Genomic DNA, 23,047 nt, shown 5'->3' on the forward strand with positions numbered 1-23,047 from the left:
TCAGACGCTGACGTCCAGCAGCGTCGGCAGGTGATCGCTGGCGCCCGAGAGCCGCTCCTCGCCGACCCGCGCGGTGGAGCGGACGGCCCGCGCGTCGCGCACCCGCACGCCCTCGCCGACGAGGGTCGCGTCGATCCGGCGCACCGGACCTGCGGCCGGGAACGTGTGCTCGGACTGCCCGGCCGGGTCCCGCAGCAGCGGGTCCAGCAGACGGCGCGCCGCGCCGTCGGCGGTCTCGTTCAGGTCGCCGCCGACGATCACCGGCGCCCCCGCCCCGCGCACCAGCGCCGCGACGTGCTCGGCATGGCGCAGACGGTTGTCCTCCTGCAGCGCGAAGTGGAGCGAGGAGACGACCACCTCGCCGCCGCCGGGGACCGACAGCCGTACCGCGGCGACCCCGCGCGGGTAGGTGGAGTTCAGGTCCGTGACGCTCTGCGTGACCGGGTGCATGCCGCGGCGGATCACCTGCGCGGCGACGTCCTCGGTCGCGAGGATCGCGAGGCCCCGCCCGCCGAGCCCGCCGACCAGGACCCGTCGGCCGATGCGCCGGGCGAACCAGGCCAGCCGCGTCGTGGGCAGCACGAAGCGGGGCGCCTCCTGGACCAGGAGCACGTCGGGGTCGAGATCCTCGACCGCCTCGATCAGCGCATGCAGGTCGCCGCGCAGCTCCCACAGGTTCCAGGACAGGATCCGCAGGTCCCAGCCAGCGCGCCCCGAACTGCCTCGGGCGGCGCTCACGGGATCGGCTCCTCGTCCACCTGCGGGGCGATCACCCGCTCGACGAGGTTCGCGAGCTCCTCGACCTCGTAGCCGGGCCAGCCGAACAGGACTCGCCTCCATTCGGGCGGGACGGCCTTGTGGCCGAGCGCCGCCCCCATCAGGGAGCCGGTGATGCAGGCGACGGTGTCGGTGTCGTAGCCGGCCCGGGCCGCGGCCTCGAGCGCGGCGACCAGTGCGTCGCGCTGGGCGAACTTCCCCTCGGGGATCGGGCCGACGCCGGCGATCGCCGCCCACGCCGCCTGGAAGGCGCCGACGACCCAGCCGTTGCGGCGGAACATGACCGGGGTCGACTCCTCCGCCTCCTCGATCCGATCCTGCCAGACCGTGCGGCGCTCGGGCTCGAGCTGGTCGAGGCCGACGCGCACGTCGAGCTCGCCTGTGAGGATCGCGTGGCGCACGGCGAAGCCCCACAGGATGCAGGCCTCGATCGTGTCCGGATGCACGTGTGTCAAGCGGCACACCGAGGCGATCGCCTCGGCCGCGTCCGCGTCCGGGGAGAGCAGATAGGGCAGCACCGAGGCGTGGGCGCGCATCAGGGAGCCGTTGCCCGCGGAGGTCGGGTGGTCCTCGTGCGCCTTCGCGGCCGCGGCCCGGAAGTCGACCGCGCGCGGCGCGTAGTGGCCCGCCTCGCGGCCGATGTCCGCCGCGGAGCGCAGCACGTGGGAGGTGAGGTTCCCGATGTCCGGGGTGCCCAGCGACCACGAGTACCACTCGCGCGCGATGTGGTCCTGCGCGGACTCGAGCCGCAGGTCATGGTGGTCGGAGGCGGCTAGAGCGGCTTCGAGCACGACGATCGCCATCGAGGTGTCGTCGGTCCACTCCCCCGGCTGCCAGCCGAGCACGCCGCCGCCGATCATGGCGATCTCCTCGGAGTCGACGACAGGGGCCTGGAACTCGTAGGGCGCCCCGAGCGCGTCCCCGGTCGCCGCGGCCACGACGGCGCCGACCGCCCGCTGCCGCTGCGCCGCGGTCAGCCCGGGGGCCTGGGAATGCTTCTCGTCCGTCCTCACGAGCCCATGGTTCCACAGGTCAGGCCCGGGCCGGGCCCCGTTACCCTGGTGGGGACCGAGAAGGAGCCCCATGACCGACACCCCCGCGGAGCCCCGCCCGCACTGCGACGACCCCCACGATCCCCATGACCACACCGGCCATGACCATCCCCCCACCGGGGCGGATCTCGTCCGGGACCTCGTCAAGGGCCTGTCGATCCAGGCCCTGCTGATCCCCGCCCTCGCGATCGTGATGCTGGTGGCGATCCTGCCCTTCGCCCCCACCACGCCGGTGCCGCTGCTGCTGGGCATCGGGCTGGGCGCCCTGCAGCTCGTCTCCCTCGTCGCGACGAGCCTCTTCGTCGCCCGCACCCGCCGCCAGCTCGCCGTGAACCCGGGGCTGGTCGCGGTGCGCAGCGTGCTCGAGGAGGTGCTGCGCATCGCCGCGGTGCTGCTCGCTCTCGTGCTGTGGCCGGCCGACATCCGCTCCGAGCTCGGGGTGTGGGTGGGCGCCGGCTGCGCGCTGGTGTGGATCGTGCTGGCGACCGCGCAGACCGTCGCGACCCGGCGCCGCATCGCCACGCCCGGCGACTGGTCCGAGGAGGCGATCTCGACCCTGCTCTCCCAGCGCGTCGGCGCCCGCGAGACCGTCGTGATGCGCCTGCTGGACGTGCTCGGCACCGTGATGTTCCAGCTCGGCGCGACCGTGCTCGTGATCCTCTCGCCCGTGCTCGCCGTCGGCACCGCCGTGCTCTCGATCGGCACCGGGCTGTCGACCCTCGTCCTCCAGCGCAGGCCTCCGGCGGAGCGCTCCCGCACCACCTGGGCGTACATGCCCGTCGCCCTCGGCGCGCTGACCCTCGCCCTGGCCGTGCTCGGACTGCTGAGCCTCTGACCGACCGACCCCACCACCCCCGCAGGAGCCGATGATGACCGCAGCCCTCCCCTCCGGACTCGACCTCGAGCAGGTCGACGCCGCCGCCCGCCCCCAGGACGACCTCTTCGGCCACGTCAACGGCCGCTGGCTCGCCGAGCACGTGATGCCCGCCGACCGGTCCAGCGACGGCGCCTTCCACGCGCTGCGCGACCTGTCCGAGGAGCGGGTGCGGGAGATCGTCGAGGAGGCGGCCGACGACGTCGCGCGCAGCGCGGACGAGGCGGGGAGCCTGCCGGTCCCGACCACCGACCACGCCCGGATCGGCACGCTGTACCGCATGTTCATGGACACCGAGGCGATCGAGGCCGCCGGCCTGTCCGGCCTCGTCGGCCTGCTCGACGAGATCGGGGCGATCCGGGACCTCGAGGGCCTCGTGCGCCGGATGGCGGCGCCCGACTCGGGGGCCTCGGCGGTGCTCGCCTATGTGTGGACCGACGACCACGACTCCTCCCAGTACCAGGTCAAGATCCATCAGGGAGGCCTCGGCCTGCCCGACGAGTCCTACTACCGCGAGGAGCACCACGCCGAGACCCGCGAGGCCTATGCCGCGCACCTGGCGAACCTCGCCCGCCTCGCCGAGCTGCCCGGCCGTGCCGGGCTCGCCGTCGGCGGCCCCGAGGAGCTCGCCCGCGCCGTGCTCGACTTCGAGACCCGGCTCGCCGCCTGCCACGTCGACGTGGTCCGCCTGCGCGACCGGGAGAAGTCCGACAACCCCATGGACGCCGCGCAGCGCCGCGAGCTCGCCCCCGCCTTCCCCTGGGACGCGTACATCGAGGGCACCGGCGCGCCGGCCGCGGCCTTCGACGTGGTCTCCGTCGGCCAGCCCGAGTTCGTCTCCGCCGCCGCGGAGCTGCTGGCCGGGGAGGACCTCGCCGTGCTCCGCACCTGGCTCGCCCTGCACACCGTCTCCTCCTACGCCCCCTATCTCCCCGCCGCGCTGGTCGAGGAGGACTTCGACTTCTCCGGCCGCGTCCTCTCCGGCGCGGAGGAGCTGAAGGAGCGGTGGAAGCGGGGCGTGGCCCTGGTCGAGGGCGCGGTCGGCTTCGCCGTCGGCCGCGAGTACGTCGCCCGCCACTTCCCCGCCGCCCACAAGGAACGGATGACCGCGCTGGTCGACGCACTGATGGACGCCTACCGCGACTCGATCAGCTCGTTGGACTGGATGACCCCGGCCACCCGCGAGAAGGCGCTCGCGAAGCTCGAGAGGTTCACCCCGAAGATCGGGTACCCCGAGAAGTGGCGCGACTACGACGGCCTCGAGCTCGTCCCCGGCGACCTCGTCGCGACCGTCCGCGCCTCCCGCCGCTTCGAGGCGGACTTCGAGTTCTCGAAGGTCGGCGGGCCGATGGACGAGACCGAGTGGCACATGACCCCGCAGACGGTCAACGCCTACTACAACCCCGGCCGGAACGAGATCGTCTTCCCCGCCGCGATCCTCCAGCCCCCGTTCTTCGACGCGGAAGCCGACGACGCCGTGAACTTCGGCGGGATCGGCGCGGTGATCGGCCACGAGGTCGGCCACGGCTTCGACGACCAGGGCTCGAAGTACGACGGGGACGGCAACCTCGTCTCCTGGTGGACGGAGGAGGACCGCGAGGCCTTCGACGCCCGCGCCGCCCGTCTCATCGCGCAGTACTCGGAGCTCTCCCCGCGCGAGCTCGACGACTCCCACCGCGTCAACGGCGCCCTCACCATCGGCGAGAACATCGGCGACCTCGGCGGGCTCTCCATCGCGGTGAAGGCCTATCTCGCCAGCCGCTCCGAGGAGGAGGCCGCGGCCGAGCTCGACGGACTCACCGGCCTGCAGCGCGTGTTCTGGTCCTGGGCGACCGTGTGGCGGGGCCGGAACCGGCCCCAGGAGGCGATCCGCCGCCTCGCCGTGGACCCGCATGCGCCGATGGAGTTCCGCTGCAACACGGTCGCCGGGCACCTCGACGAGTTCCACGAGGCCTTCGACGTGCGCGAGGGCGACGGCATGTACCGCGCCCCCGAGGACCGGGTGAGCATCTGGTGAGGCCCGATCCGCCCTTCCACGTCGGGCGGACGGTGCCCTCCTCCGTGGGCTGGACCCGCGTCGTCGTCACGGTGGTGGCGGGCCTGATCGTGTCGGGCCTGCTGCTGCAGCGCGGCTCGGCGCCGGGCGCGATCGCGGTGCTCGCCGCCTTCGCGCTGCTGGCGCTGTGGACGTGGATGGCCCAGGCCACCCGCTTCGTGGTCGACGAGCGCGGGATCACCGTGAGCCTCGGCGGGTTCCTCCCCCGTCCCACCTGGCCGGTCGAGGACTTCCGCACCGTGCAGCTGCGGGAGATCCCCTCCGGCACCGTGGGCGCCGCCCTCGGCGGCTACGGCTGGCGGCGCGGGAGGGCGATGACCCCGAAGCCCGAGGAGCTCACCCCCGTCGGCGCGCGGAAGATCTTCACCGTCGCCGAGCAGCAGCGGCCCTACCGGATGCTGGTCACCCGGCCGGGCACGACCGTGGAGATCATCGGGACGAAGGACACCTGCTACATCCTCTCCCCCGTCGACCCCCAGGCGGCCGCCGATGCGATCGACCAGGCCATCCGTGCCCGCCGCTGAGCGTGCTCCTGGGCTAGACTGTCTGCTCGTCATCCACTGACAGGGGAGCACCGTGCGGTGCTGAGAGTGCGCCGACGGCGCAGACCCTCGAACCTGATCCGGCTCGCACCGGCGTAGGGAGTCGGGATTTCCGTGGAGCACCGCCGGTGCTCCGCGCCCCTTCCAGGACTTGGGAGGAGACGTGATGACCCGTTATCGCACCGTCGATCTGCTGGCGACCGTGCTGATCGGGGCGGCCTTCGGGGTCGCCTTCCTCGGCTACGGCCAGCTCTACACCCTGATCGGCCCGCTGACCGCGGCGTTCAAGCCTGCCGAGGGGCTGCTGGCGGGGATCTGGTTCCTGCCGGCCGTGCTCGCCGCGCTGCTGGTGCGCAAGCCCGGCGCCGCCCTGCTCGCGGAGATGGTCGCCGCCGTGCTCTCGATGCTGCTGGGCAGCCAGTGGGGCTGGGGCACCGCCGTGTCCGGTCTCATGCAGGGCGGTGGGGTCGAGCTCGCCTTCCTGCTCACCCGCTACCGGCGCTTCACCCTGCCCGTGGCGGTGCTCGGCGGCGTGCTCTCGGCCTTGCTCGAATGGGGATGGGAGAAGGTCGCCTACTACCAGGAGATGAGCTGGGCCTTCTCCGGCACGATGCTCGCCTTCTTCCTGCTCTCGGGGGCGCTGCTGTGCGGGGTGCTGGGCTGGGCGGCGAGCCGGGCGCTGATCGCGACCGGCGCGGTGGACTCCCTGGCCTCGGGCCGGGAGGCGGCCCGCGCGGTGGAGGCCTGAGCACCGGGACCGTCCCGGCGGCGTCCGTGCACGTCGACGGGCTGCGCTGGCGGCCGCTGACCCGGCGCGAGCCGACCATCGAGGGACTCGACCTCGAGATCCCGCCCGGGCAGCGAGTGCTGCTGGCCGGGGCGAGCGGCAGCGGGAAGTCGACCGTGCTGCGGGCGCTGGCCGGGCTGCTGGACCCCGAGGATGGGGACGGCGAGGGGCTCGTCCCCGCCCCCTCCCGGCCCGGGGAGCGGGGCCTGCTGCTGCAGAACCCGGTGCACGCCCTCGTCGGCGCGACCATCGCCCGCGACGCCGCCTTCGGACCGGAGAACGCGGGCCTGCCCCGGCCGGAGCTCACCGAGCGCGCCGCCCGGGCGCTCGAGGCGGCGCGCGTCGACCTCGACCCCGAGCGGGCGCCGTTGGACGCCTCGGGCGGTCAGCAGCAGCGGATCGCGCTCGCCGGTGCGCTGGCCCTGCGCCCCGACCTGCTGCTCCTGGACGAGCCGACCTCCATGCTCGATGCGCCGACGGCCGAGGAGGTGCGAGAGGCGATCCTGACGGTCGCGGGCGGCCGCACCCTCGTCGTCTCCGAGCACCGTATCGGGCCCTGGCTGCCGCACGTGGACCGGCTGATCGTGCTCGGCCCTCGCGCCCGGGTGCTCGCCGACGGAGCACCGGGCGAGCTGCTCTCCCGGCAGCGGGAGGTGCTGATCGAGGCGGGAGTGCTCGAGGAGGGGACCGCCGCCGAGGAGGCGCCGGGACCGGCCGAACCCGGCGAGGCCGTCGCCGCGCTGCACGGCGTCACCGTGCCCGCCCGGGGGCTCACCGCGCCGCAGGACCTCGAGCTGCGCTCCGGGCGGCTGACCGTGCTGACCGGCCCCTCCGGTGCGGGCAAGACCTCCCTGCTGCGCGTGCTCCTCGGCGCGGCGGAGCCTGGCGCGGGCACCGTGACCCGCCCCGAGCCCTCCCGGATCGCCCTCGTCCCGCAGGACCCCGAGCACTCCTTCGTCGCGACGACCGTGCGGGAGGAGGTCCTCGCCTCCCCCTGGGCCACGGACGAGGACCTCGCGGACGAGCTCCTTCAGCGGGCGGGCCTCGCCCCGCTCGCCGGCGCCCACCCCCACCGCCTCTCCGGCGGCGAACAGCGCCGTCTCGCGATCGTCGCAGCCCTCGCCCAGCGCCCCGGCCTGCTCGTGCTCGACGAGCCGACCGTGGGCCTGGACGCCCGGCGGCGCCGCGAGGTGCTGGAGCTGCTGCGCGAGGCGAGGGCCCGCGGCACGGCGGTGCTCGTCGCGAGCCACGACGAGCTCCTCGTCGCCGCGGCCGACGCGCGCCATGACCTGCCCGCCCCGGCGCCGGGCGCGGTCCCCACGCCCTCGCTCCGCCGGGTCCCGGCCGACGCGCTGAACCCGCTGACGCTGAGCCTGATCGGGATCCTCGCCGCGATCGGCTCCTTCGCCGTGCAGAGCTGGCAGGGCGGGCTGCTCGCCCTCGCCCCGACCGTGCTGCTCGCCCCGCTGGCGGTGCGGAGCCTGCGCGGCGCGGCCCTGCGCCTGCTCCCGATCGTGCTCTCTGCGGCGGGGCTCGCCTGGACCACGGCGCTGCTGGGCGAGGCGCCGCCGCTGTCCGGGGAGGCATGGCTCGTCGGCCTGAAGGAGGCCGCGCGGATCACCGCTTTCGTCGCCCCCGGGGTGCTGGCCCTCGCCTCCGTGCGCCCGACCCCGCTCGGGGACGCGCTCGGCCAGCGCCTGCACCTGCCCGGACGGCCTGTCGCCGCCTCCGTGATCGCGCTGGTGCGGGTGGGGCATCTGGGGCGGCAGTGGGCGGCGATCCTCGAGGCCCGCACTCGCCGCGGCTTCGGCGGTCCCCGCTCCCCCGGGTGCTCGCGGGCGCCACCCTCGCCCTGCTCGTGGACACGCTGCGTGGCGCCGAGCAGCAGGCTCTGGCGATGGACTCCCGCGGCTTCGCGACCGCGACGCACCGCACCTGGGCGGCGCCGAGCCCCGTCGGTCCCGCGGACCTGCTGGGGGTCGTGATCGCGGCGGGGCTGCTGGTGTGGCCGCTGCTGGCGGAGATGCTCGTCGGTGCTGCGTAATACGCTGGGGCGATGACCGACGACTCCCTGGATCCCGAACTCATCGAGCTCGCCAACGCCCTGCTCGACGCCGCCCGGAAGGGCGACGCCGAGACCGTGCGCGCCTTCCTCGACCACGGCGCGCCGGCGAACCTGCGCGACGCCGCCGGGAACTCCCCGCTCATGCTGGCCGCCTATCACGGTCATGCCGCGCTGGTGAGCGAGCTCGCCGCCCGCGGCGCCGATGTGGACCTGATGAACGACCGCGGCCAGTCCCCGCTCGCGGGCGCCGCCTTCAAGGGCTTCACCGAGGTGGCGAGGGCGCTGCTCGAGGCCGGGGCGGATCCGGACCTCGGCGAGCCGAGCGGCCTGGCGACGGCACGCTACTTCGAGCGGGCCGAGATCGTGGAGCTGATCGAGGCGCGCCGCGCCTGAGCCGACGGGGCCGGGCTCAGGTGCTCGCGGGGCGGAGCACCATCGCGACGTGCTCGATCCCGGCCTCGAGGAACACGTCGCTCACCGTCTCGAAACCCATCGAGGCGTACCACATCTCGAGATATGCCTGGGCGTCGAGGTGCACCTCGGCGCCTGGATCGAGCTCCCGGGCCCGTTCGAGCGCCGCGACCATGAGGCGCCGGCCGTGGCCGCCGCGGCGTCGGTCCGCGCGCACCGCGACGCGGCCGATGCGGAGCGTGCCGTCCGTCTCCCGCAGCAGGCGCAGGTGCGCAATCGGCGCGCCCTCCTCCTCGAGCCACAGCAGCTCCGTGGTCGGCTCGAGCTCGCGCCCGTCGAGGTCCGCGTCGCTCGCGCCCTGCTCCATCGTGAACACGTCCTGGCGGAGCGTCGCCAGGCGGTACAGGGTGCGGGCGGAGAGGTCGTCGAGGACGGCGCGGTGCAGGTCGGGCGGGGCGACGGGCTGGTCGGGCATGGGCGTCAGGGTACTGCCGTCGTCACCGATCACCGCGCGAGCGCCCAGGGCGCGGCGGGGTGCTCGCGGGTCCATCCCGCGCGCCGGCTGCGAACCCGCTGGCAGCGCGGGCACCAGAACACCGTGCGCGCGGCGATCTCCCCCGAGCGCACCGTCGTCCCGCACAGCCGGCAGGGCAGGGTCTGGCGGTGATAGACGTAGAAGGACTCCTCGCGCGGCACCACGTCCGGGTCCTCGTCCCCGTTCTGGCGGGTGCCGCGGGAGCGTTCGACGATCCGCGCCTCGATCTGTCGGTGCTCGGGTTGGGTGGTGACAATGCGCCCCGTCCGCGCGCCGTAGGCCATCAGCGCGACCAGGTCCTCCCACATCTCCTCACACATCCCGGCGGTGAGATCGCGGCCGGGCACGAAGGGATCCAGCCTCGCCCGGAACAGCAGCTCGGCGCGGTAGATGTTCCCGATCCCGGCGACGACCTTCTGGTCCATCAGCAGCGCGCCGATCGTGGTGCGGGAGCGCCGGATCCCCTCGACGAAGCGGCGCCGTGCGGAGCCGTCGGGGTCCGGGCGCAGCGGGTCCGGGCCGAGACGGTCCAGCACCCGCTGCCGGCCCTCGGCGTCCAGCACCTCGCAGGCGGTGGGGCCGGTGAGGTCGGCGAGGCCGCGGGGGCCGGCGATCCGCAGCCGCACCGTCTCGCGCGGCACGATCCGCCGCCAGTCCACGGTGCCCTCGCTCTCCTCCTCCCGCTCGCCGACGCGCAGGCGCGGGGCGCCGATCGCGTGGGCGCCGGCGAAACCGGGGTCGCCCGCGAAGGTCCAGGACCCGTACAGGCCCAGGTGCACGTGGACGTGCCGCACCGAGGGGTCCGCCGGGTCGACGTCGGCCGTGGGGGCGAAGGACAGGAAGAGGTGCTTGCCCACCGCCTCGGCGCCGAGCAGCACCTGGCCGTCGAGCCGAGCGGCGTCGGAGAAGCGTCCCTGGGGGCTGGAGGTGCGCACCCGCTGCCCGCCGAAGCCGCGCGCGAAGGCGGCGGCGAGCCGGTGGACGGTATGGCCCTCCGGCATCAGCGCGCGTCGGCGCCGGCGCCCTGGTCCTCGCTGTAGCCGCCGGTGGTCTCGTAGCGGGCGACCAGGTCGATGCGGCGCTGGTGGCGCTCCTCGCCGGAGAACGGCTCGGCCAGGAACAGGTCGATCAGCGCCTCGAGCTCCTCCTCGGAGTGCTGGCGCGCGCCGACGGAGATCACGTTCGCGTCGTTGTGCCCACGGGCCAGGCGCGCGGTCTCCTCGTTCCACACCAGCGCGGCACGGACGCCGGTGACCTTGTTCGCCGCGATCTGCTCGCCGTTGCCGGAGCCGCCGATGACGATGCCGAGGGAGCCGGGCTGCGCGACGACGGCCTCGCCCACATCGGTGCAGAAGGGCGGGTAGTCGTCCAGGGCGTCGTACTCGTGGGCGCCGTGGTCGGTGACCTCGTGACCCTTCTTCTCCAGCTGGGTCACCAGGCGGTTCTTCAGCTCGAAGCCGGCGTGGTCGGTGCCGATGTGCACGCGCATGTCGTGGCTGTCTTCCTGTCGTGGGGTGGGGGTGGGAGACCCGTCGGGGACGGGCTGTGCTGCGGTCAGCTGAAGTCGACGCCGCCGGAGCGGGAACGCTTGAGCTCGTAGAAGCCGTCGATCCCGGAGAGGGTCGCGAGAGCATCGAGCAGCTTCCCGGCCTCCTCGCCCTTCGGGGCCGGGGAGACGACGGGGCCGAAGTAGGCGGTGCCCTCGCCGAAGGAGATCACCGGGGTGCCCACCTCGTCGCCGACGCGGGAGATCGCGCCCTCGTGCGAGGCGCGCAGCGCCCTGTCGGTCTCGTCGCCGGCGACCGGCTCGTAGGCCTCGATCAGCTCGGCGGGCAGGCCCGCGTCGGCGAGCGCGGCGACGGCGGTCGCGCGACGGTCCTCGTTCTGACCGCCGACGTGGTAGCGCTCGCCCCAGGCGGTGTACCAGCGGGCGAAGGCCTCGTTGCCCTCGGCGGCGTCGATCGCGATCGCCAGCCGGGCCGGGCCCCAGGAGTCGTCGATCATGGCGCGATAACCGGGATCGAGCTCGCGACCCTCGTTGAGGACGGACAGCGACATCACCGAATAGACCGGCTCGATCTCGCGCACCTCGGCGGCGTGCAGCAGCCAGCGGCTGGTCATCCAGGCGAAGGGGCAGACGGGGTCGACGAACAGCTCCACACGACGGGCAGTCATGGACTCTCCTCGGATCGGGGGTGGTGAGCCCCCATTGTCGCACCGGCGCGCCCGCCGTGCGTCGGCCCGCTCACGGCGAGGGAAAACACCTTGCCCCGCAGGGTCCGGACGGGTTGGATCGGACGAGTGCTCGACTCCTCCCCCGCCGCGGCCGCGGCGACCTCCTCCCCGGCGCGCCCCGCCCCCGGCGTGCTGCGCTCCATCGTGCGCGCCCACCGTCGCACCCTCGCGCTCATCCTGCCGCTGGCGACCGTGTCCGAGGGCGTCGAGATGCTCATGCCGATCGTGCTGGGCCTCCTCATCGACCACGGCATCCTCGCCGGCGATCTGCGGCTGACGGTGCTGGGCGCGGCGGGGCTGATCCTGCTGCGCGTGCTGGGCGTGCTGCTGTGGGTGTGGACCTTCCTGCTCTCGCAGAAGGCGGTCATGTACGAGCGGCACCGGCTGCGGGTGGGCCTGACCGGCGCGGTGCTCGACCCGCGCTCGCGCACGGTGCGCCGCCCCGCCGGCGAGGTGCTCTCGATCGCCACGTCGGATGCGGACAAAGCATCCGACGTGATGGACATGATCCCGTGGGTGGTCCCCTCGACCCTCGCGGTGCTGGGCGCGACCGCCTATCTCACCGTGATGGACCCGTGGCTGGGACTCGCGATGGGGCTGGGCATCGTGGTGATGGTCGTGGTGATCCGCGTGATCACCCCGACCCTGTCCGCCCGCTACGACGACCAGCAGTCCCAGGCTGCGGAGGCCGCCGCGACCGCGACCGACCTCGTGCACGGGCTGCGGGTGCTGCAGGGCCTGGGCGTGCAGAGCCGGGCACGGGCGACCTACCGCCGCCGCTCCCGCACCGCGCTGGACGCGGCGCTGGTCAACGCCCGCTACTCGGGCCTCTCCTCGGGGCTCACGACCCTGGTGACCGGGACGATGCTCGCGGCGGTCGTGGTCCTCGCCGCGCTGCGCACCCTCGACGGCGCGCTGACCCTCGGCGTGCTGATCGCCGTGGTGGGCCTGGCCCGCTACGTGATGGGGATGCTGCAGGGCCTCTCCGGCGCCCCGGTGTGGTGGGCCGGTATGTCCACCTCGGCGCGTCGCGTGCGGGACCTGTACACGGACCTCGGCCGCACGGTCGACGACCCGGAGCTGACCCTGGACGTGCTCACCACGCAGCGCGACGAGCGCGGCAGCCGCGGGACGGGCCGACGCGGCGCCGCCGGCGGCCTCCACCTGCCGCTGCTGTCCGTCGCCGACGGCGAGGTGGTGGCGCTGGCCTGCGCGGACCCGGCCGATGCCGCGGACGTGATCGACGCGGTCAGCGGCCGCGTCGACGGCGGCGCCCGCGTGGGCGAGGTGGCGATCACGCCCGAGGACCGGCTGGGCCTGCGGGCGGACCTGCTCGTCGAGCCGCACGTCGTGGACCTCTTCGACGGGACCCTGCGCGAGCAGCTCGCGACCCGCGCCCCCGAGCAGGGCCCCTCGCCGGAGACCGGCGACGACGGCTGGGCCGACGCGGCGCTGCACGCCGCCGGCGCCGAGGACCTGCTGCGGATCCTGCCCGAGGGCTACGACACCCGCATCCTGGACCGCGGCGCGAACCTCTCCGGCGGGCAGCGGCAGCGGATCGCGCTCGCCCGCGCCGTCGCCGCGGACGCGCCGGTGCTCGTGCTGCACGACCCGACCACCGCGGTCGACGCCGTCACCGAGCAGAACATCGCCGAGGCGCTGGTCGCCGCACGGCACCGCACCGACCGGGCGACCCTGCTGGTCACCCGCGCCCCGGCGCTGCTGCAGGCGGCGGACCGCGTGGTCTTCGTCCGCGACGGGCGGATCACCGCCGAGGGCGAGCACACCGATCTGATGGGACACGAGCAGTACCGGGAGGTGGTGCGGCGATGAGCGCATCGCAGGGATCCCAGGGGACCCGCATGCCGGGCCTGGACTGGGACCGACCGCTCGAGGAGGTCCTCGGCGAGGACGCGACCGCGCGCCGTCAGCTGGCCGAGCACGCGCAGCTGCTGCCCATCGCGGGCCCCGGCGCCTCGATGCGCTTCATGCTCGCGCGGCTGCGGGAGCACTGGCTCTCGGCCACGGCCACGCTGCTGATCACCGTGGGCGGCGCGGTCGCCGCCGCGATCCTCCCCCGTCTGATCGGCTCCGCCGTGGACGTGGTCGCCGCCGGCGGCTCGAGCGCCGAGGTGTGGTCGCTGGGGCTGCGGATCCTCGGGGTCGGGGTGCTCCAGGCGGTGCTGATGGCGGCGGGCTGGTCGATGATCTCCGCGCTCGGCCAGCGGATCCTCGCCGAGATGCGCGAGGACGTGATCGACCGCGCCCTGGACCTGCCCGCGCAGACCATGGAGCGCACCGGCATCGGCGACGCCCTCTCCCGCGTCGCCGACGACGTGGACGTCGCCGCCCGGGCGGTGAACAACCTCGTCCCGAACCTCATCCAGCTCGGATTCCTGGTGCTGATCACCCTGGGCGGCATGGCGATGCTCTCGCCGTGGCTGCTGCTCATGGTCGTGATCATCGTGCCGATGTACGTGCTGGCCGCGACCTGGTACCTGCGCCGCACCGGCCCGATCTACCGCCGCGAGCGGATCGCGATGGGCGCCCGCGCCCAGGGCCTGCTCTCCGCCATCCACGGCATCCCCACCGTGCACGCCTACGGCATCGAGCGGCGCGAGACCCGCCACGTGGCCGTGCTCTCGGAGACCGCCGCGCTGCTGAACATGCGCGTGATGCACCTGGTGAGCCGGCTGGTGCTGGGCTTGAACGTGCCCGAGAACCTGGCGCTGGCGATGGTGATCGGGGTCGGCTTCGTGCTGGTGCAGACCGGTGCGGCGCCCGTCGGCCTGGTCACCGCGGCGGCGGTGTACCTGGTGACCCTGTTCTGGCCGATGATGGCGGTGATCTTCAACCTCGACGAGGTCCAGTCGGCGCTGGCGAGCCTGGCGAGGATGGTCGGGGTGATCACCTCGATCGACCCCGCGGTCTCCCCCGGCACCGAGGTGCCCCGCGACGCCTCGATCCGCCTCGAGCAGGTCTCCCACGCCTACGGCGAGGACGAGGACGGGAACGAGCGGATCGTGCTGCGGCCGCTGGACCTCGAGATCGCGCCCGGGGAGACGGTCTCGCTGGTGGGCGCCTCCGGCGCGGGCAAGTCGACCCTCGCCGCGATCATGGCGGGCACCCTCGTCCCGCGCCACGGCCGGGTGCTGCACGGCGGTGCGGATCTCGCGAGCGCGGACCTCGAGGCCGTCCGACGCCACGCGTCGATCGTCTCCCAGGACGTGCACGTCTTCCGCGGCACGCTGCGGGAGGACCTGCAGCTGGCCGCCCCCGACGCCTCCGACGAGCTGCTGCGCGTGGCGCTGGCCAGGGTGGAGGCGCTCGCCTGGGTGGACCGGCTGCCCCGCGGCCTGGACACCGAGGTGGGCGAGAAGGGCGAGCGGCTCACCGCCGAGCAGTCCCAGCAGCTGGCCCTCGCCCGGGTCGCGCTGCAGGATCCGGCCGTGCTGATCCTCGACGAGGCCACGGCCGACGAGGGCTCCTCCGGGGCGCGGGTGCTCGAGCGCGCGGCGCTCGAGGTCGCCCGCGGCCGCACCACGATCATCGTCGCCCACCGCCTCTCGCAGGCTAAGGTCGCCGACCGGATCCTGGTGATGGCCGACGGCGCGGTCGTCGAGCAGGGCACCCACGACGAGCTCGTCGCCCGCGGCGGGGACTACGCCCGGCTGTGGGAGGCCTGGGCGGGCTGAGCCCTCCCGCGCCGGCGAGGCGCAGCACCCGCCCGACGCCCTCGCCGCCGGTCAGGTCCCATCGCCGCGAGGTGCCGACGTCGCCGAGCTCGAGCACGTCGCCGTCCGCGGCGTCCTCGGCCGGCTCCCCCTCCACCTCAAGGGTGAGGATGATCCGCACCGGCGCCCCGCCCTCGGCGCCCGCCGCGACGGCGTGCCGCCACCGGCTGAGATGACGACGAGGTAGGGTCGCCCCATACGCCTACCCCTCCACGGGCAGCGCAGCCCCGGCCCGGTGGCCGGTCGGTACGGGGCGTCCGCGGAGGCCGATCCGGCCGGGACCTCCACCATGTCTTCCACCCCGCGCTGGTCGCCCGGCGACCAGGTGACCTGGACCTACTACACCCCGCAGCACCCCACCCGCACCGTCCGCCCCGGCACCGTCGTGCTCGACGACGACCGCGGCGTGGTGGTGTGGATCGCCCCCGGCACCGAGGTACTGCTGCCCGTGCTCGAGTCCGGGGCGGCGCTGCGCCGCGCCGGCGACGAGGGCATGTTCACCGCACCCCGCGTGCAGTCCAAGCAGCTCTGGACCGGCAACGGGATCCTCATGATCGGCCTGCCCGACAAGCCCTACTCGATCTGGCTGTTCTACAAGGACGACGGCTCGCTGGGCTGCTACTACGTCAACCTCGAGACCCCCTACGAGCGGACCGAGGGGGGCGTGCGCACCCGCGACCTGGTGCTCGACCTCGTGGTCCTGCCGCGCCGCGACTGGCACTACAAGGACGAGGACGAGCTCGAGGGCGCCGAGCGCACCGGCTACTTCAGCCCCGAGGAGGTCGAGGGGATCCGCGCCGCCGGCCGCGACGCCGAGCAGCACATCGCCGAGTGGACCTACCCCTTCTCCGCCGGCTACGAGTACTTCTTCCCGGACCCCACCTGGGAGCTGCCGCGGCTGCCCGAGCACTACAGCTGGGACCTGGACCTGACCCGACGCTGAGCGCAAGGGCCGGGCCCGGTGGCAGGATGGCCCCATGTCCTCAGAGAACCTCACCCGGGACGAGGCGCGCCGCCGCGCCTCCTTCCTCAGCACCGACGCCTACGAGATCCGGCTGGACCTCGCCACCGACGAGCGGACCTTCCGCACGGAGACCACGCTGCGCTTCGACGCCGCGGAGGCGCAGGAGACCTTCCTCGACCTGATCGCCGAGGAGGTCCACGAGATCGAGCTCAACGGAGAGCTCCTGCCCGATCCCGCCTCCCGCTTCGACGGCGCCCGCGTCCGCCTGCCCGCCCTCGCCGAGGGCGCGAACACCGTGCGCGTCCTGGCCACCGGCCGGTACATGAACACCGGCGAGGGCCTGCACCGCTTCGTCGACCCCGTCGACGACGAGGTGTACCTCTACACCCAGTTCGAGGTCTCCGACGCCCGGCGCATGTTCGCCTGCTTCGAGCAGCCCGACCTCAAGGCGACGTACCAGCTCACCGTCACCGCGCCCGACCACTGGCGCGTCATCTCCAACTCCCCCACGCCGGAGCCGTCGGCCGCGGGCGAGGGCACGGCGACCTGGGCCTTCTCCCCCACCGAGCGGATGTCCACCTATCTCGTCGCGCTGATCGCCGGCAACTACCAGGGCGGGACCGGCGAGGTCACCGCGCGCGACGGCCGCACGATCCCGATGGGCGTCTTCGCCCGCGCCTCGCTGGCCGAGCACGTCGACGCCCAGAACGTCATCGATGTGACGAAGGCCGGCATCGACTTCTACGAGCAGGCCTTCGACCAGGACTTCCCGTTCCGCAAGTACGACCAGGTCTTCGTGCCCGAGTACAACATGGGCGCGATGGAGAACCCCGGCGCGATCACCTACGTCGAGTCCTACGTCTTCCGCTCCGACGTCGCCGACGCGGTGCGCGAGCGGCGCGACCTCACCATCCTCCACGAGCTCGCCCACATGTGGTTCGGGGACCTGGTGACCATGCGCTGGTGGGACGACCTGTGGCTGAACGAGTCCTTCGCCGAGTACGCCTCCACCCTCGCCAGCGCCGAGGTGACCCGCTGGGACGACGCCTGGACCACCTTCGCGCTGTCGGAGAAGAGCTGGGCCTACCAGCAGGACCAGCTGCCCTCCACCCACCCGATCGTCGCCGACATGGTCGACCTCGAGGCCGTCGAGACGAACTTCGACGGCATCACCTACGCCAAGGGCGCCTCCGTGCTGCGCCAGCTGGTCGCCTACGTCGGCCGGGAGGAGTTCTTCGCCGGCGTGCGCGCCTACTTCGCGAAGCATGCCTGGGGGAACACCGAGCTGAGCGATCTGCTCACCGAGCTCGAGGCCACCAGCGGCCGCGACCTGACCCGCTGGGCGCAGCTGTGGCTGCAGCGCTCCGGGGTCAACACCCTCGCCCCCGTGATAGAGCACGACGCCGACGGCGCCGTCTCCCGCTTCGCGATCCGGCAGACCGCCCCGGCGGAGCACCCGGTGCTGCGCCCGCACCGCCTGCAGGTGGGCGGCTTCTCCCTGCAGGACGGGAAGCTGGTGCGCACCGAGACGCTCGAGCTCGACGTCGACGGGGAGCTCACCGAGGTACCCGAGCTCGCCGGGCGCCGCGCCGACCTCTGGCTGCTCAACGACGGCGACCTGACCTACACCAAGGTGCGCCTGGACGCCGACTCCCTCACCGTCGCGATGGAGCATCTGCGCGATCTCGAGGACCCGCTGGCGCGCACCCTGCTGTGGTCCGCCGCCTGGGACATGGTGCGCGACGCCGAGCTGCCCAGCCGCCGCTTCCAGCAGCTGGTGCTCGCGAACCTCACCGGGGAGAGCTCCTCCTCCGTGGTCCGCACCCTGCTCCAGCAGCTCGAGTCCGTCGCGGGCCCCTACGCCGCCGCGGAGGAGCGCGCCGGCCGCACCGAGCAGGCGGCCGACGCCGTCTGGGCCCTCGCCCAGGAGGCCGAGGCCGGCTCCGACACGCAGCTGCAGCTGCTGGAGAGCTTCGCGCGCCTGGCCCGCACCACCGAGCACCGCAGCACCCTCGAGGGGCTGCTCGGCGGAGGCATCGCCCTGCCCGGCCGCGAGATCGACACCGATCTGCGCTGGAAGCTCGTGATCTCCCTGGCCGTGCTCGGCGGGATCGACGCCGCCGGCATCGACGAGCAGCTCGCGGCCGACGACACCCAGTCCGGCCGCAAGCACGCCCTCACCGCCCGTGCCGCGCTGCCCACCGAGGTCGCCAAGGCCAAGGCGTGGCGCCGCACGGTCGAAAAGGACACGCTGGCCAACGAGTCGGTCACCGCGGTGGTGCAGGGCTTCCGCCGCGTCACCGACGAGACGCTGATCGCCCCGTACCGTCCGCGCTACTTCGAGGAGATCTCCCGGATCTGGGCGGAGCGCTCGAACGAGATCGCGACCCGCCTGGTCTCCGGCTACTTCCCGCACTCCTACGGCGGGCAGGGCGTGCTCGACGCCGCGGACCAGTGGCTCGCCGACTCCGAGGACGCGCCCTTCGGCCTGCGCCGCATCATCATCGAGGGCCGCGACACCGTCGCCCGCCAGGAGCGGGTGCGCGCCGCGGACGTCGAGTGAGCCGACGGTGACGAGCCTCGCCCCGTCCGGACCATGACGGCCCCGGCGGGGCGAGGATATTGTCGAGGACATGCCTGACGACTTCCCTCCCGACCTCGGCCCCCTGCTCGCGACGCCCTCCGCCGACGAGGCGCTGAGCCTCGCCGACCAGCTGCTCCAGTGGCTCGCCACCAGCGGCGTGAAGATCGTCGTGATCCTCGTGGCGGCCACCGTCCTCAGCCTGGTGGCCGGCTGGCTGCTGCGCCGCTTCTTCACCACGATGGTGCAGTCCGGCTCCCGGATCTCGAACGCGGCGAGCACCGTCATCAAGCGCGATCCCCGCTCGCAGAAGGCCGCCCAGGCACGTCGCGAGCAGCGCGCCGAGACCCTCTCGAACGTCGCCCGCAACGTGGCCCGCGCCGTGATCTGGGCGATCGCGTTCATGATGATCCTCTCCGAGATCGGCGTGAACATCGCCCCGGTCATCGCGAGCCTCGGCGTGGTCGGCCTCGCCGCGGGCATCGGTGCGCAGACGATCATCAAGGACGTCGTCGCGGGCGTCGTGATGCTCTTCGAGGACATCGTCGCCGTCGGCGACTGGGTGGACCTCGAGTACGCCGAGGGCACCGTCGAGTCGATCAACCTGCGCGCCACCCAGGTGCGCGGTATGGACGGCGTGCTGTGGACGGTGCGCAACGGCGAGATCATCCGCGTGGGCAACTACGCGCGCGGCTTCTCCAACGCCGTGGTCACCCTCGACATCGACGCCGGCGCCGACGATGAGACGGTCACGAGGATCCTCGAGCAGGTCACCGCTGATCTCCGGTCCGACCCGCAGTGGAAGGAGCTGATCCTCGCCCCGGCGGACATCAGCGGCATCCTCGACGTCGACGGCAACCGCTACCAGCGCCGCGTCGTGGTGCAGACCGTCCCCGGCCAGCAGTGGGGCGTCGAGCGGGAGCTGCGGGCACGGATCCGCGCCGGCTTCGCCTCCGCCCACGTCGCCTTCGCCCTGCCCCGCTTCGTCGAAGCGGGCAAGTGACCCTCGCCCGCCCCTGAACAGACGGAGCACGACCATGACCACTCCCGCAGGCCGCTCGCCCGAGCAGCAGAGCTTCTACGACGCCGTCGGCGGCGCGCCGACCTTCGCCCGGCTCGTCGAGCGGTTCTACGAGGGCGTCGCCGAGGACCCGCTGCTGCGCCCGATGTACCCCGAGGAGGACCTCACCGGGGCGAAGCACCGCCTGGAGACCTTCCTCGCCCAGTACTGGGGCGGGCCGAAGACCTACGGCGCCGAGCGCGGGCATCCGCGGCTGCGGATCCGCCACGCCCCCTTCCCCGTCTCGCCCTCGGCGCGGGACGCCTGGCTGCGCCACATGCGCGTCGCGGTCGATGAGCTCGAGCTCGCGCCGCTGCACGAGCAGACGCTGTGGGACTACCTCGAGCGGGCCGCCCACTCGATGCTCAACACCGTCGATGGCGGCGAGGCGCCCGCGGCCGGGCAGCAGGTCCCCGACCGGCTCTCCTGAGCCGGCCGGCCCGCCCTCCCACGGCCGGGGTGCGCTCCCCGCGGCCATGATCCCGCGGCGGATCAGTCCCGGAAGGTCAGCGGCTCGCCCGTGAAGGCGCGCAGCGACTCGCGGGCCTCCTGCTCGAGGCGGACCGGGGAGCCGGTCTCCGCGTCCACCAGCACCATGACGGTGCGGGCGCGGGCGTAGGGCGCCCCGCCCTCGGGATCGTCGCGGGTGAGGACGAGATAGTCCGCGGTCAGGCTCGCCCCGCCGATGCGGGAGAGCCACAGCCGCACCACCACGCCGTCGCGGCGGTGGCCGAGCTGACGGACGTACTCGATGCGCTGGGAAGCGATGACTGTCGCGATGGCGGCGTCCTCGGTACCGGCGCCGCTGAACGGCAGCGCGGCGGGCGGCTGCTGCGCCCCGAGCTCGAGCTGCTCGGGCGCGGGCTGCCAGAAGGCCGCGATGCGGGCCTCCTCGAGCAGGCGCACCATGGCGGCGTTGTTGACGTGCCCGTAGGCGTCGAGGTCGGTCCAGCGCACGGGGACGGGCACATCCAGCGGTGCGGGGTGCTCGGGCGTGGCGTCGGTGGTGATCGTGAACTGCATGATGCTGATGCTAGATCCCCGGACCGGCACGGCCTGACCAGTACGATCGGGGCATGACCGCCTCGAACCCCGACCACATGCGCGTCGCCGCTGGCCTCGTCGACCTGCTGGACCTCCGCCCCGTCGACGCCGCGGGGGCGGCCTCCTCCGCCACCGCCGTCGCCGTCTACGAGGGGGACTCCTCCCCGCAGCCCGGCGGTCACGTCTTCGGCGGCCAGGTGATGGGCCAGGCCGTCACCGCGGTGGGCCGCACCGTCCCGGAGGGCCGTCGGATCCACTCGATGTACTCCTACTTCCTCGCCCCGGGCGATCCCGCGCACCCGATCCGCTTCGAGGTCGACGCGCTGCGCGACGGCGGCTCCTTCTCCGTGCGACGCGTGCTCGCGACCCAGCCCGGCCGCACCGAGGAGGAGGGCGAGCGCACGATCCTCGCCATGACCGCGTCGTTCCAGGAGGAGCAGGAGGGGCTCGAGCACGCCGAGCACGCCCCCGAGGCGCCGGACCCCGAGGGGCTGCCGACGACCGCCGAGGTGCTCGCGGGCATCGACCACCCGGTCGCCGAGTACTGGTCCACACAGCGGCCGATCGACATCCGCCACGTCACCGACCCGATCTATCTGCGGCCCGACGAGAACGGCGGCACGATCGACGCGCAGATGGTGTGGATGCGCACCCTCGCCCCGGTGGACGCGGACCCGCTGCTGCACGACTCGATCCTCGCCTTCGCCAGCGACTACACGCCCTTCGAGCCGATCCTGCGCAAGCAGGGCCTGAGCTGGATGACGCCCGGTCTGAAGATGGCGACCATCGATCACGCGATCTGGTGGCACCGCCACGTGCGGGCCGACGAGTGGCTGCTGTACGTCCAGCGCTCCCCCTCCGCCTCGGGCGGGCGCGGCCTCACCCACGGGCAGATCTTCGACCGGTCCGGGGAGCTCGTCGCGACGGTCACGCAGGAGGGCATGATCCGCGCGCCGCGCCGGGGCTGATCCGCCGGGGCCGCCACCGGTCAGGACATGACCGTGCGGGCGGCCTCCTGGGCGCGGGGCAGCGCCTCCTCCGCCGTGGTGTCGCCGCGGAACACCTCGGCGATGATCGCGAGGGCCTCGCCGGTCGCCTCCGCGGAGCGGGCCCCGTGCTCGGGGAGGGCCGGCTCCTGCGGGACCTCCACCGCGGAGACGTCCACGCCGACACCCGCCCAGCTCTCCTCCCAGGCGCCGCGCAGGTCGCGGTGCGCGGGGATTCCGAGGCGGTTCTCGGCCAGCGGGCGCTGCCCCTCGACCGAGCCGAGCCAGCCCAGCAGCCTCCCGATCGCCGCGGCGCGGTCCTCGTAGTCGGGATCGACGCCGGCGGCCGCGACGGAGTGCACCAGCGGACGGGCGCCCTCGGGCCCCGAGACCACCGGGTGCAGGGTCCACTCGAAGGCGCCGTCGATCTCCTCGACGAGGGTGTGGAGGTCGTAGGTGCCGGTCTGCAGCAGCCCCAGCCGCCCGCCGACGAAGAGGTCCCGGCAGCGGCCGGGCTCCTCGAGGGTCTCGGCCGCGGCGGGCGCGAGATGGGAGGAGGCGAGGTCGGCGAGGTACTGGATCGCGGCGACGCCCTGCTCGGTGGCGAGGGTGACGGCGCCCTCCTCATCCTGCCAGGCCCCGCCCTGCCCGGCGAGGAACGGGCCGAGCACCGAGGAGCGGTCGGGATGGGCGCTGAAGCCGTGGGTGGTGCGGGCGGCGGGGTCGAAGCCCTCGTCCCCGGGATGGCGGCCCTCCCCGTCGGCGGTGAGGGCGGTGGCGAGCTCCCGCAGCGGATCGGAGCCCGCGCCGGGATCGAACACCAGCGCGGAGGCGTCCCCGCCCGCGGCGGCGACGAGGCCCTGGTTCGCGATCAGCAGGCTCTGGTCGTAGTACTGGGGCACGCCCCACAGCGTCTCGTCGATCCGGTGGAGGTCGGTGGCGACCTGCTCCCAGGCGGAGCTGTCGCGCCCGACGATCTCGCCGACGTCCAGCAGCACCTCCGCGGCGTGGGTCTCGGCGAGATGGGCGGTGTTCATCCACAGCACATCGGGCAGGGTGCCGCCGGCGACGTCCAGCGGCAGCTGGGTCCAGTAGTCGTCCCAGCTCAGCACCTCGAGCTCGACCTCGATGCCGCTGTCCGCGGTGAACGCGGCCAGCGACTCCTCGTAGGCGGCGCCGGCCGCCTCGCTCCACACCCGCATCCGCAGCCGGTCGCCGTCCTCGAGCTCGGCCGGGCCGCCGCGGGAGCAGCCGGAGAGGGCCCCGACCCCGGCCAGTCCCGTCGCGGCGGCGGTGAGCAGGAGCTGTCGACGGGTCGGCACGGGTTCGGGGCCTCTCTGACGG

General features: G+C 73.8%; 21 protein-coding genes and 1 riboswitch. Of the genes, 13 read left to right on the plus strand and 8 right to left on the minus strand.

Annotated features, from left to right (window positions below; translation table 11 throughout):
* Positions 1-738, minus strand: coding sequence for an endonuclease/exonuclease/phosphatase family protein (locus RBL05_RS04785; protein ID WP_308740448.1), 738 nt, complete (start codon positions 736-738; stop codon positions 1-3).
* Positions 735-1,790, minus strand: coding sequence for an ADP-ribosylglycohydrolase family protein (locus RBL05_RS04790; protein WP_308740447.1), 1,056 nt, complete (start codon positions 1,788-1,790; stop codon positions 735-737). Before RBL05_RS04790 ends, RBL05_RS04785 begins: the two co-directional genes overlap by 4 nt.
* Before the next feature lie 70 nt (positions 1,791-1,860).
* On the opposite strand from RBL05_RS04790, the gene RBL05_RS04795 reads away from it, so the two are divergent.
* From RBL05_RS04795 to RBL05_RS04820, 6 genes are all read left to right on the plus strand, one after another.
* The gene (locus tag RBL05_RS04795) at positions 1,861-2,664 is read left to right on the plus strand and encodes a hypothetical protein (RefSeq protein ID WP_308740446.1); all 804 of its coding nucleotides are present in this window, start codon (positions 1,861-1,863) and stop codon (positions 2,662-2,664) included.
* A 31-nt stretch (positions 2,665-2,695) separates the two neighbouring features.
* Positions 2,696-4,720: a M13 family metallopeptidase gene (locus tag RBL05_RS04800; protein WP_308740445.1), complete on the plus strand. Its 2,025-nt coding sequence runs from the start codon at positions 2,696-2,698 to the stop codon at positions 4,718-4,720.
* Positions 4,717-5,283 carry a hypothetical protein gene (locus RBL05_RS04805; protein ID WP_308740444.1) on the plus strand — a complete coding sequence of 189 codons (567 nt, stop codon included), beginning with the start codon at positions 4,717-4,719 and terminating at the stop codon, positions 5,281-5,283. Before RBL05_RS04800 ends, RBL05_RS04805 begins: the two co-directional genes overlap by 4 nt.
* A 31-nt stretch (positions 5,284-5,314) precedes the next feature.
* Positions 5,315-5,420, plus strand: a riboswitch (TPP riboswitch).
* Positions 5,421-5,467: 47 nt separating this feature from the next.
* Complete coding sequence (locus RBL05_RS04810) at positions 5,468-6,049, plus strand: ECF transporter S component (RefSeq protein WP_308740443.1); 582 nt, start codon at positions 5,468-5,470, stop codon at positions 6,047-6,049.
* Between the two features lie 26 nt (positions 6,050-6,075).
* Entirely contained in the window at positions 6,076-8,073 is a 1,998-nt protein-coding gene (locus RBL05_RS04815; protein ID WP_318604127.1) for an ATP-binding cassette domain-containing protein, read from the plus strand.
* Between the two features lie 71 nt (positions 8,074-8,144).
* Positions 8,145-8,546 (plus strand): ankyrin repeat domain-containing protein, encoded by a 402-nt coding sequence (locus RBL05_RS04820; RefSeq protein WP_308740441.1) that lies wholly within the window; start codon positions 8,145-8,147, stop codon positions 8,544-8,546.
* A 16-nt stretch (positions 8,547-8,562) separates the two neighbouring features.
* Here RBL05_RS04820 and RBL05_RS04825 read toward each other — a convergent pair whose 3' ends face one another.
* The 4 genes from RBL05_RS04825 to RBL05_RS04840 form a co-directional block, all read right to left on the minus strand.
* Positions 8,563-9,039 carry a GNAT family N-acetyltransferase gene (locus RBL05_RS04825; RefSeq protein WP_308740440.1) on the minus strand — a complete coding sequence of 159 codons (477 nt, stop codon included), beginning with the start codon at positions 9,037-9,039 and terminating at the stop codon, positions 8,563-8,565.
* A 29-nt stretch (positions 9,040-9,068) separates the two neighbouring features.
* The gene (locus RBL05_RS04830) at positions 9,069-10,100 is read right to left on the minus strand and encodes an Fpg/Nei family DNA glycosylase (protein WP_308740439.1); all 1,032 of its coding nucleotides are present in this window, start codon (positions 10,098-10,100) and stop codon (positions 9,069-9,071) included.
* Entirely contained in the window at positions 10,100-10,588 is a 489-nt protein-coding gene (locus RBL05_RS04835) for a ribose-5-phosphate isomerase (RefSeq protein WP_308740438.1), read from the minus strand. Before RBL05_RS04835 ends, RBL05_RS04830 begins: the two co-directional genes overlap by 1 nt.
* 65 nt (positions 10,589-10,653) lie before the next feature.
* Positions 10,654-11,274: a disulfide bond formation protein DsbA gene (locus tag RBL05_RS04840; protein WP_308740437.1), complete on the minus strand. Its 621-nt coding sequence runs from the start codon at positions 11,272-11,274 to the stop codon at positions 10,654-10,656.
* 126 nt (positions 11,275-11,400) lie between these two features.
* On the opposite strand from RBL05_RS04840, the gene RBL05_RS04845 reads away from it, so the two are divergent.
* The 6 genes from RBL05_RS04845 (at position 11,401) to RBL05_RS04870 (ending at position 20,103) form a co-directional block, all read left to right on the plus strand.
* Positions 11,401-13,167, plus strand: a complete 1,767-nt coding sequence (locus RBL05_RS04845; protein ID WP_308740436.1) for an ABC transporter transmembrane domain-containing protein — start codon at positions 11,401-11,403, stop codon at positions 13,165-13,167.
* Positions 13,164-15,029 (plus strand): ABC transporter ATP-binding protein, encoded by a 1,866-nt coding sequence (locus tag RBL05_RS04850; RefSeq protein WP_308740435.1) that lies wholly within the window; start codon positions 13,164-13,166, stop codon positions 15,027-15,029. Before RBL05_RS04845 ends, RBL05_RS04850 begins: the two co-directional genes overlap by 4 nt.
* 328 nt (positions 15,030-15,357) lie before the next feature.
* Positions 15,358-16,011 (plus strand): DUF402 domain-containing protein, encoded by a 654-nt coding sequence (locus RBL05_RS04855; protein ID WP_308740434.1) that lies wholly within the window; start codon positions 15,358-15,360, stop codon positions 16,009-16,011.
* Between the two features lie 34 nt (positions 16,012-16,045).
* Complete coding sequence (pepN, locus tag RBL05_RS04860; protein WP_308740433.1) at positions 16,046-18,595, plus strand: aminopeptidase N; 2,550 nt, start codon at positions 16,046-16,048, stop codon at positions 18,593-18,595.
* A gap of 70 nt (positions 18,596-18,665) precedes the next feature.
* The gene (locus RBL05_RS04865; protein ID WP_308740432.1) at positions 18,666-19,616 is read left to right on the plus strand and encodes a mechanosensitive ion channel family protein; all 951 of its coding nucleotides are present in this window, start codon (positions 18,666-18,668) and stop codon (positions 19,614-19,616) included.
* Positions 19,617-19,650: 34 nt separating this feature from the next.
* A complete protein-coding gene (locus tag RBL05_RS04870) occupies positions 19,651-20,103 on the plus strand; it encodes a globin (protein ID WP_263311783.1) in 453 nt (150 codons plus the stop codon).
* Between the two features lie 62 nt (positions 20,104-20,165).
* Here the strand turns inward: RBL05_RS04870 and RBL05_RS04875 are convergent, their stop codons facing one another.
* Positions 20,166-20,696 carry an acyl-CoA thioesterase gene (locus RBL05_RS04875; protein ID WP_308741126.1) on the minus strand — a complete coding sequence of 177 codons (531 nt, stop codon included), beginning with the start codon at positions 20,694-20,696 and terminating at the stop codon, positions 20,166-20,168.
* Between the two features lie 53 nt (positions 20,697-20,749).
* On the opposite strand from RBL05_RS04875, the gene RBL05_RS04880 reads away from it, so the two are divergent.
* Positions 20,750-21,685: an acyl-CoA thioesterase gene (locus tag RBL05_RS04880; protein WP_308740430.1), complete on the plus strand. Its 936-nt coding sequence runs from the start codon at positions 20,750-20,752 to the stop codon at positions 21,683-21,685.
* A gap of 20 nt (positions 21,686-21,705) precedes the next feature.
* Here the strand turns inward: RBL05_RS04880 and RBL05_RS04885 are convergent, their stop codons facing one another.
* On the minus strand, positions 21,706-23,025 hold the full coding sequence (locus tag RBL05_RS04885) for an ABC transporter substrate-binding protein (protein WP_308740429.1): 1,320 nt from the start codon (positions 23,023-23,025) through the stop codon (positions 21,706-21,708).
* Between the last annotated feature and the right edge of the window lie 22 nt (positions 23,026-23,047).

Origin of the sequence: Brachybacterium sp. GU-2, from assembly GCF_030866705.2 — a bacterium.
GTDB classification, from domain to species: Bacteria; Actinomycetota; Actinomycetes; order Actinomycetales; family Dermabacteraceae; genus Brachybacterium; species Brachybacterium conglomeratum.

Excerpts from the sequence above, each read along its gene's own strand:
- RBL05_RS04875 (WP_308741126.1), bottom strand. The coding sequence starts at position 20,696 with ATGCAGTTCACGATCACCACCGACGCCACGCCCGAGCACCCCGCACCG.
- RBL05_RS04865 (WP_308740432.1), top strand. The coding sequence starts at position 18,666 with ATGCCTGACGACTTCCCTCCCGACCTCGGCCCCCTGCTCGCGACGCCC.
- RBL05_RS04795 (WP_308740446.1), top strand. The coding sequence starts at position 1,861 with ATGACCGACACCCCCGCGGAGCCCCGCCCGCACTGCGACGACCCCCAC.
- RBL05_RS04810 (WP_308740443.1), top strand. The coding sequence starts at position 5,468 with ATGACCCGTTATCGCACCGTCGATCTGCTGGCGACCGTGCTGATCGGG.
- RBL05_RS04850 (WP_308740435.1), top strand. The coding sequence starts at position 13,164 with ATGAGCGCATCGCAGGGATCCCAGGGGACCCGCATGCCGGGCCTGGAC.
- RBL05_RS04820 (WP_308740441.1), top strand. The coding sequence starts at position 8,145 with ATGACCGACGACTCCCTGGATCCCGAACTCATCGAGCTCGCCAACGCC.
- pepN (WP_308740433.1), top strand. The coding sequence starts at position 16,046 with ATGTCCTCAGAGAACCTCACCCGGGACGAGGCGCGCCGCCGCGCCTCC.
- RBL05_RS04870 (WP_263311783.1), top strand. The coding sequence starts at position 19,651 with ATGACCACTCCCGCAGGCCGCTCGCCCGAGCAGCAGAGCTTCTACGAC.
- RBL05_RS04830 (WP_308740439.1), bottom strand. The coding sequence starts at position 10,100 with ATGCCGGAGGGCCATACCGTCCACCGGCTCGCCGCCGCCTTCGCGCGC.
- RBL05_RS04855 (WP_308740434.1), top strand. The coding sequence starts at position 15,358 with ATGTCTTCCACCCCGCGCTGGTCGCCCGGCGACCAGGTGACCTGGACC.
- RBL05_RS04840 (WP_308740437.1), bottom strand. The coding sequence starts at position 11,274 with ATGACTGCCCGTCGTGTGGAGCTGTTCGTCGACCCCGTCTGCCCCTTC.
- RBL05_RS04880 (WP_308740430.1), top strand. The coding sequence starts at position 20,750 with ATGACCGCCTCGAACCCCGACCACATGCGCGTCGCCGCTGGCCTCGTC.
- RBL05_RS04800 (WP_308740445.1), top strand. The coding sequence starts at position 2,696 with ATGATGACCGCAGCCCTCCCCTCCGGACTCGACCTCGAGCAGGTCGAC.
- RBL05_RS04825 (WP_308740440.1), bottom strand. The coding sequence starts at position 9,039 with ATGCCCGACCAGCCCGTCGCCCCGCCCGACCTGCACCGCGCCGTCCTC.
- RBL05_RS04835 (WP_308740438.1), bottom strand. The coding sequence starts at position 10,588 with ATGCGCGTGCACATCGGCACCGACCACGCCGGCTTCGAGCTGAAGAAC.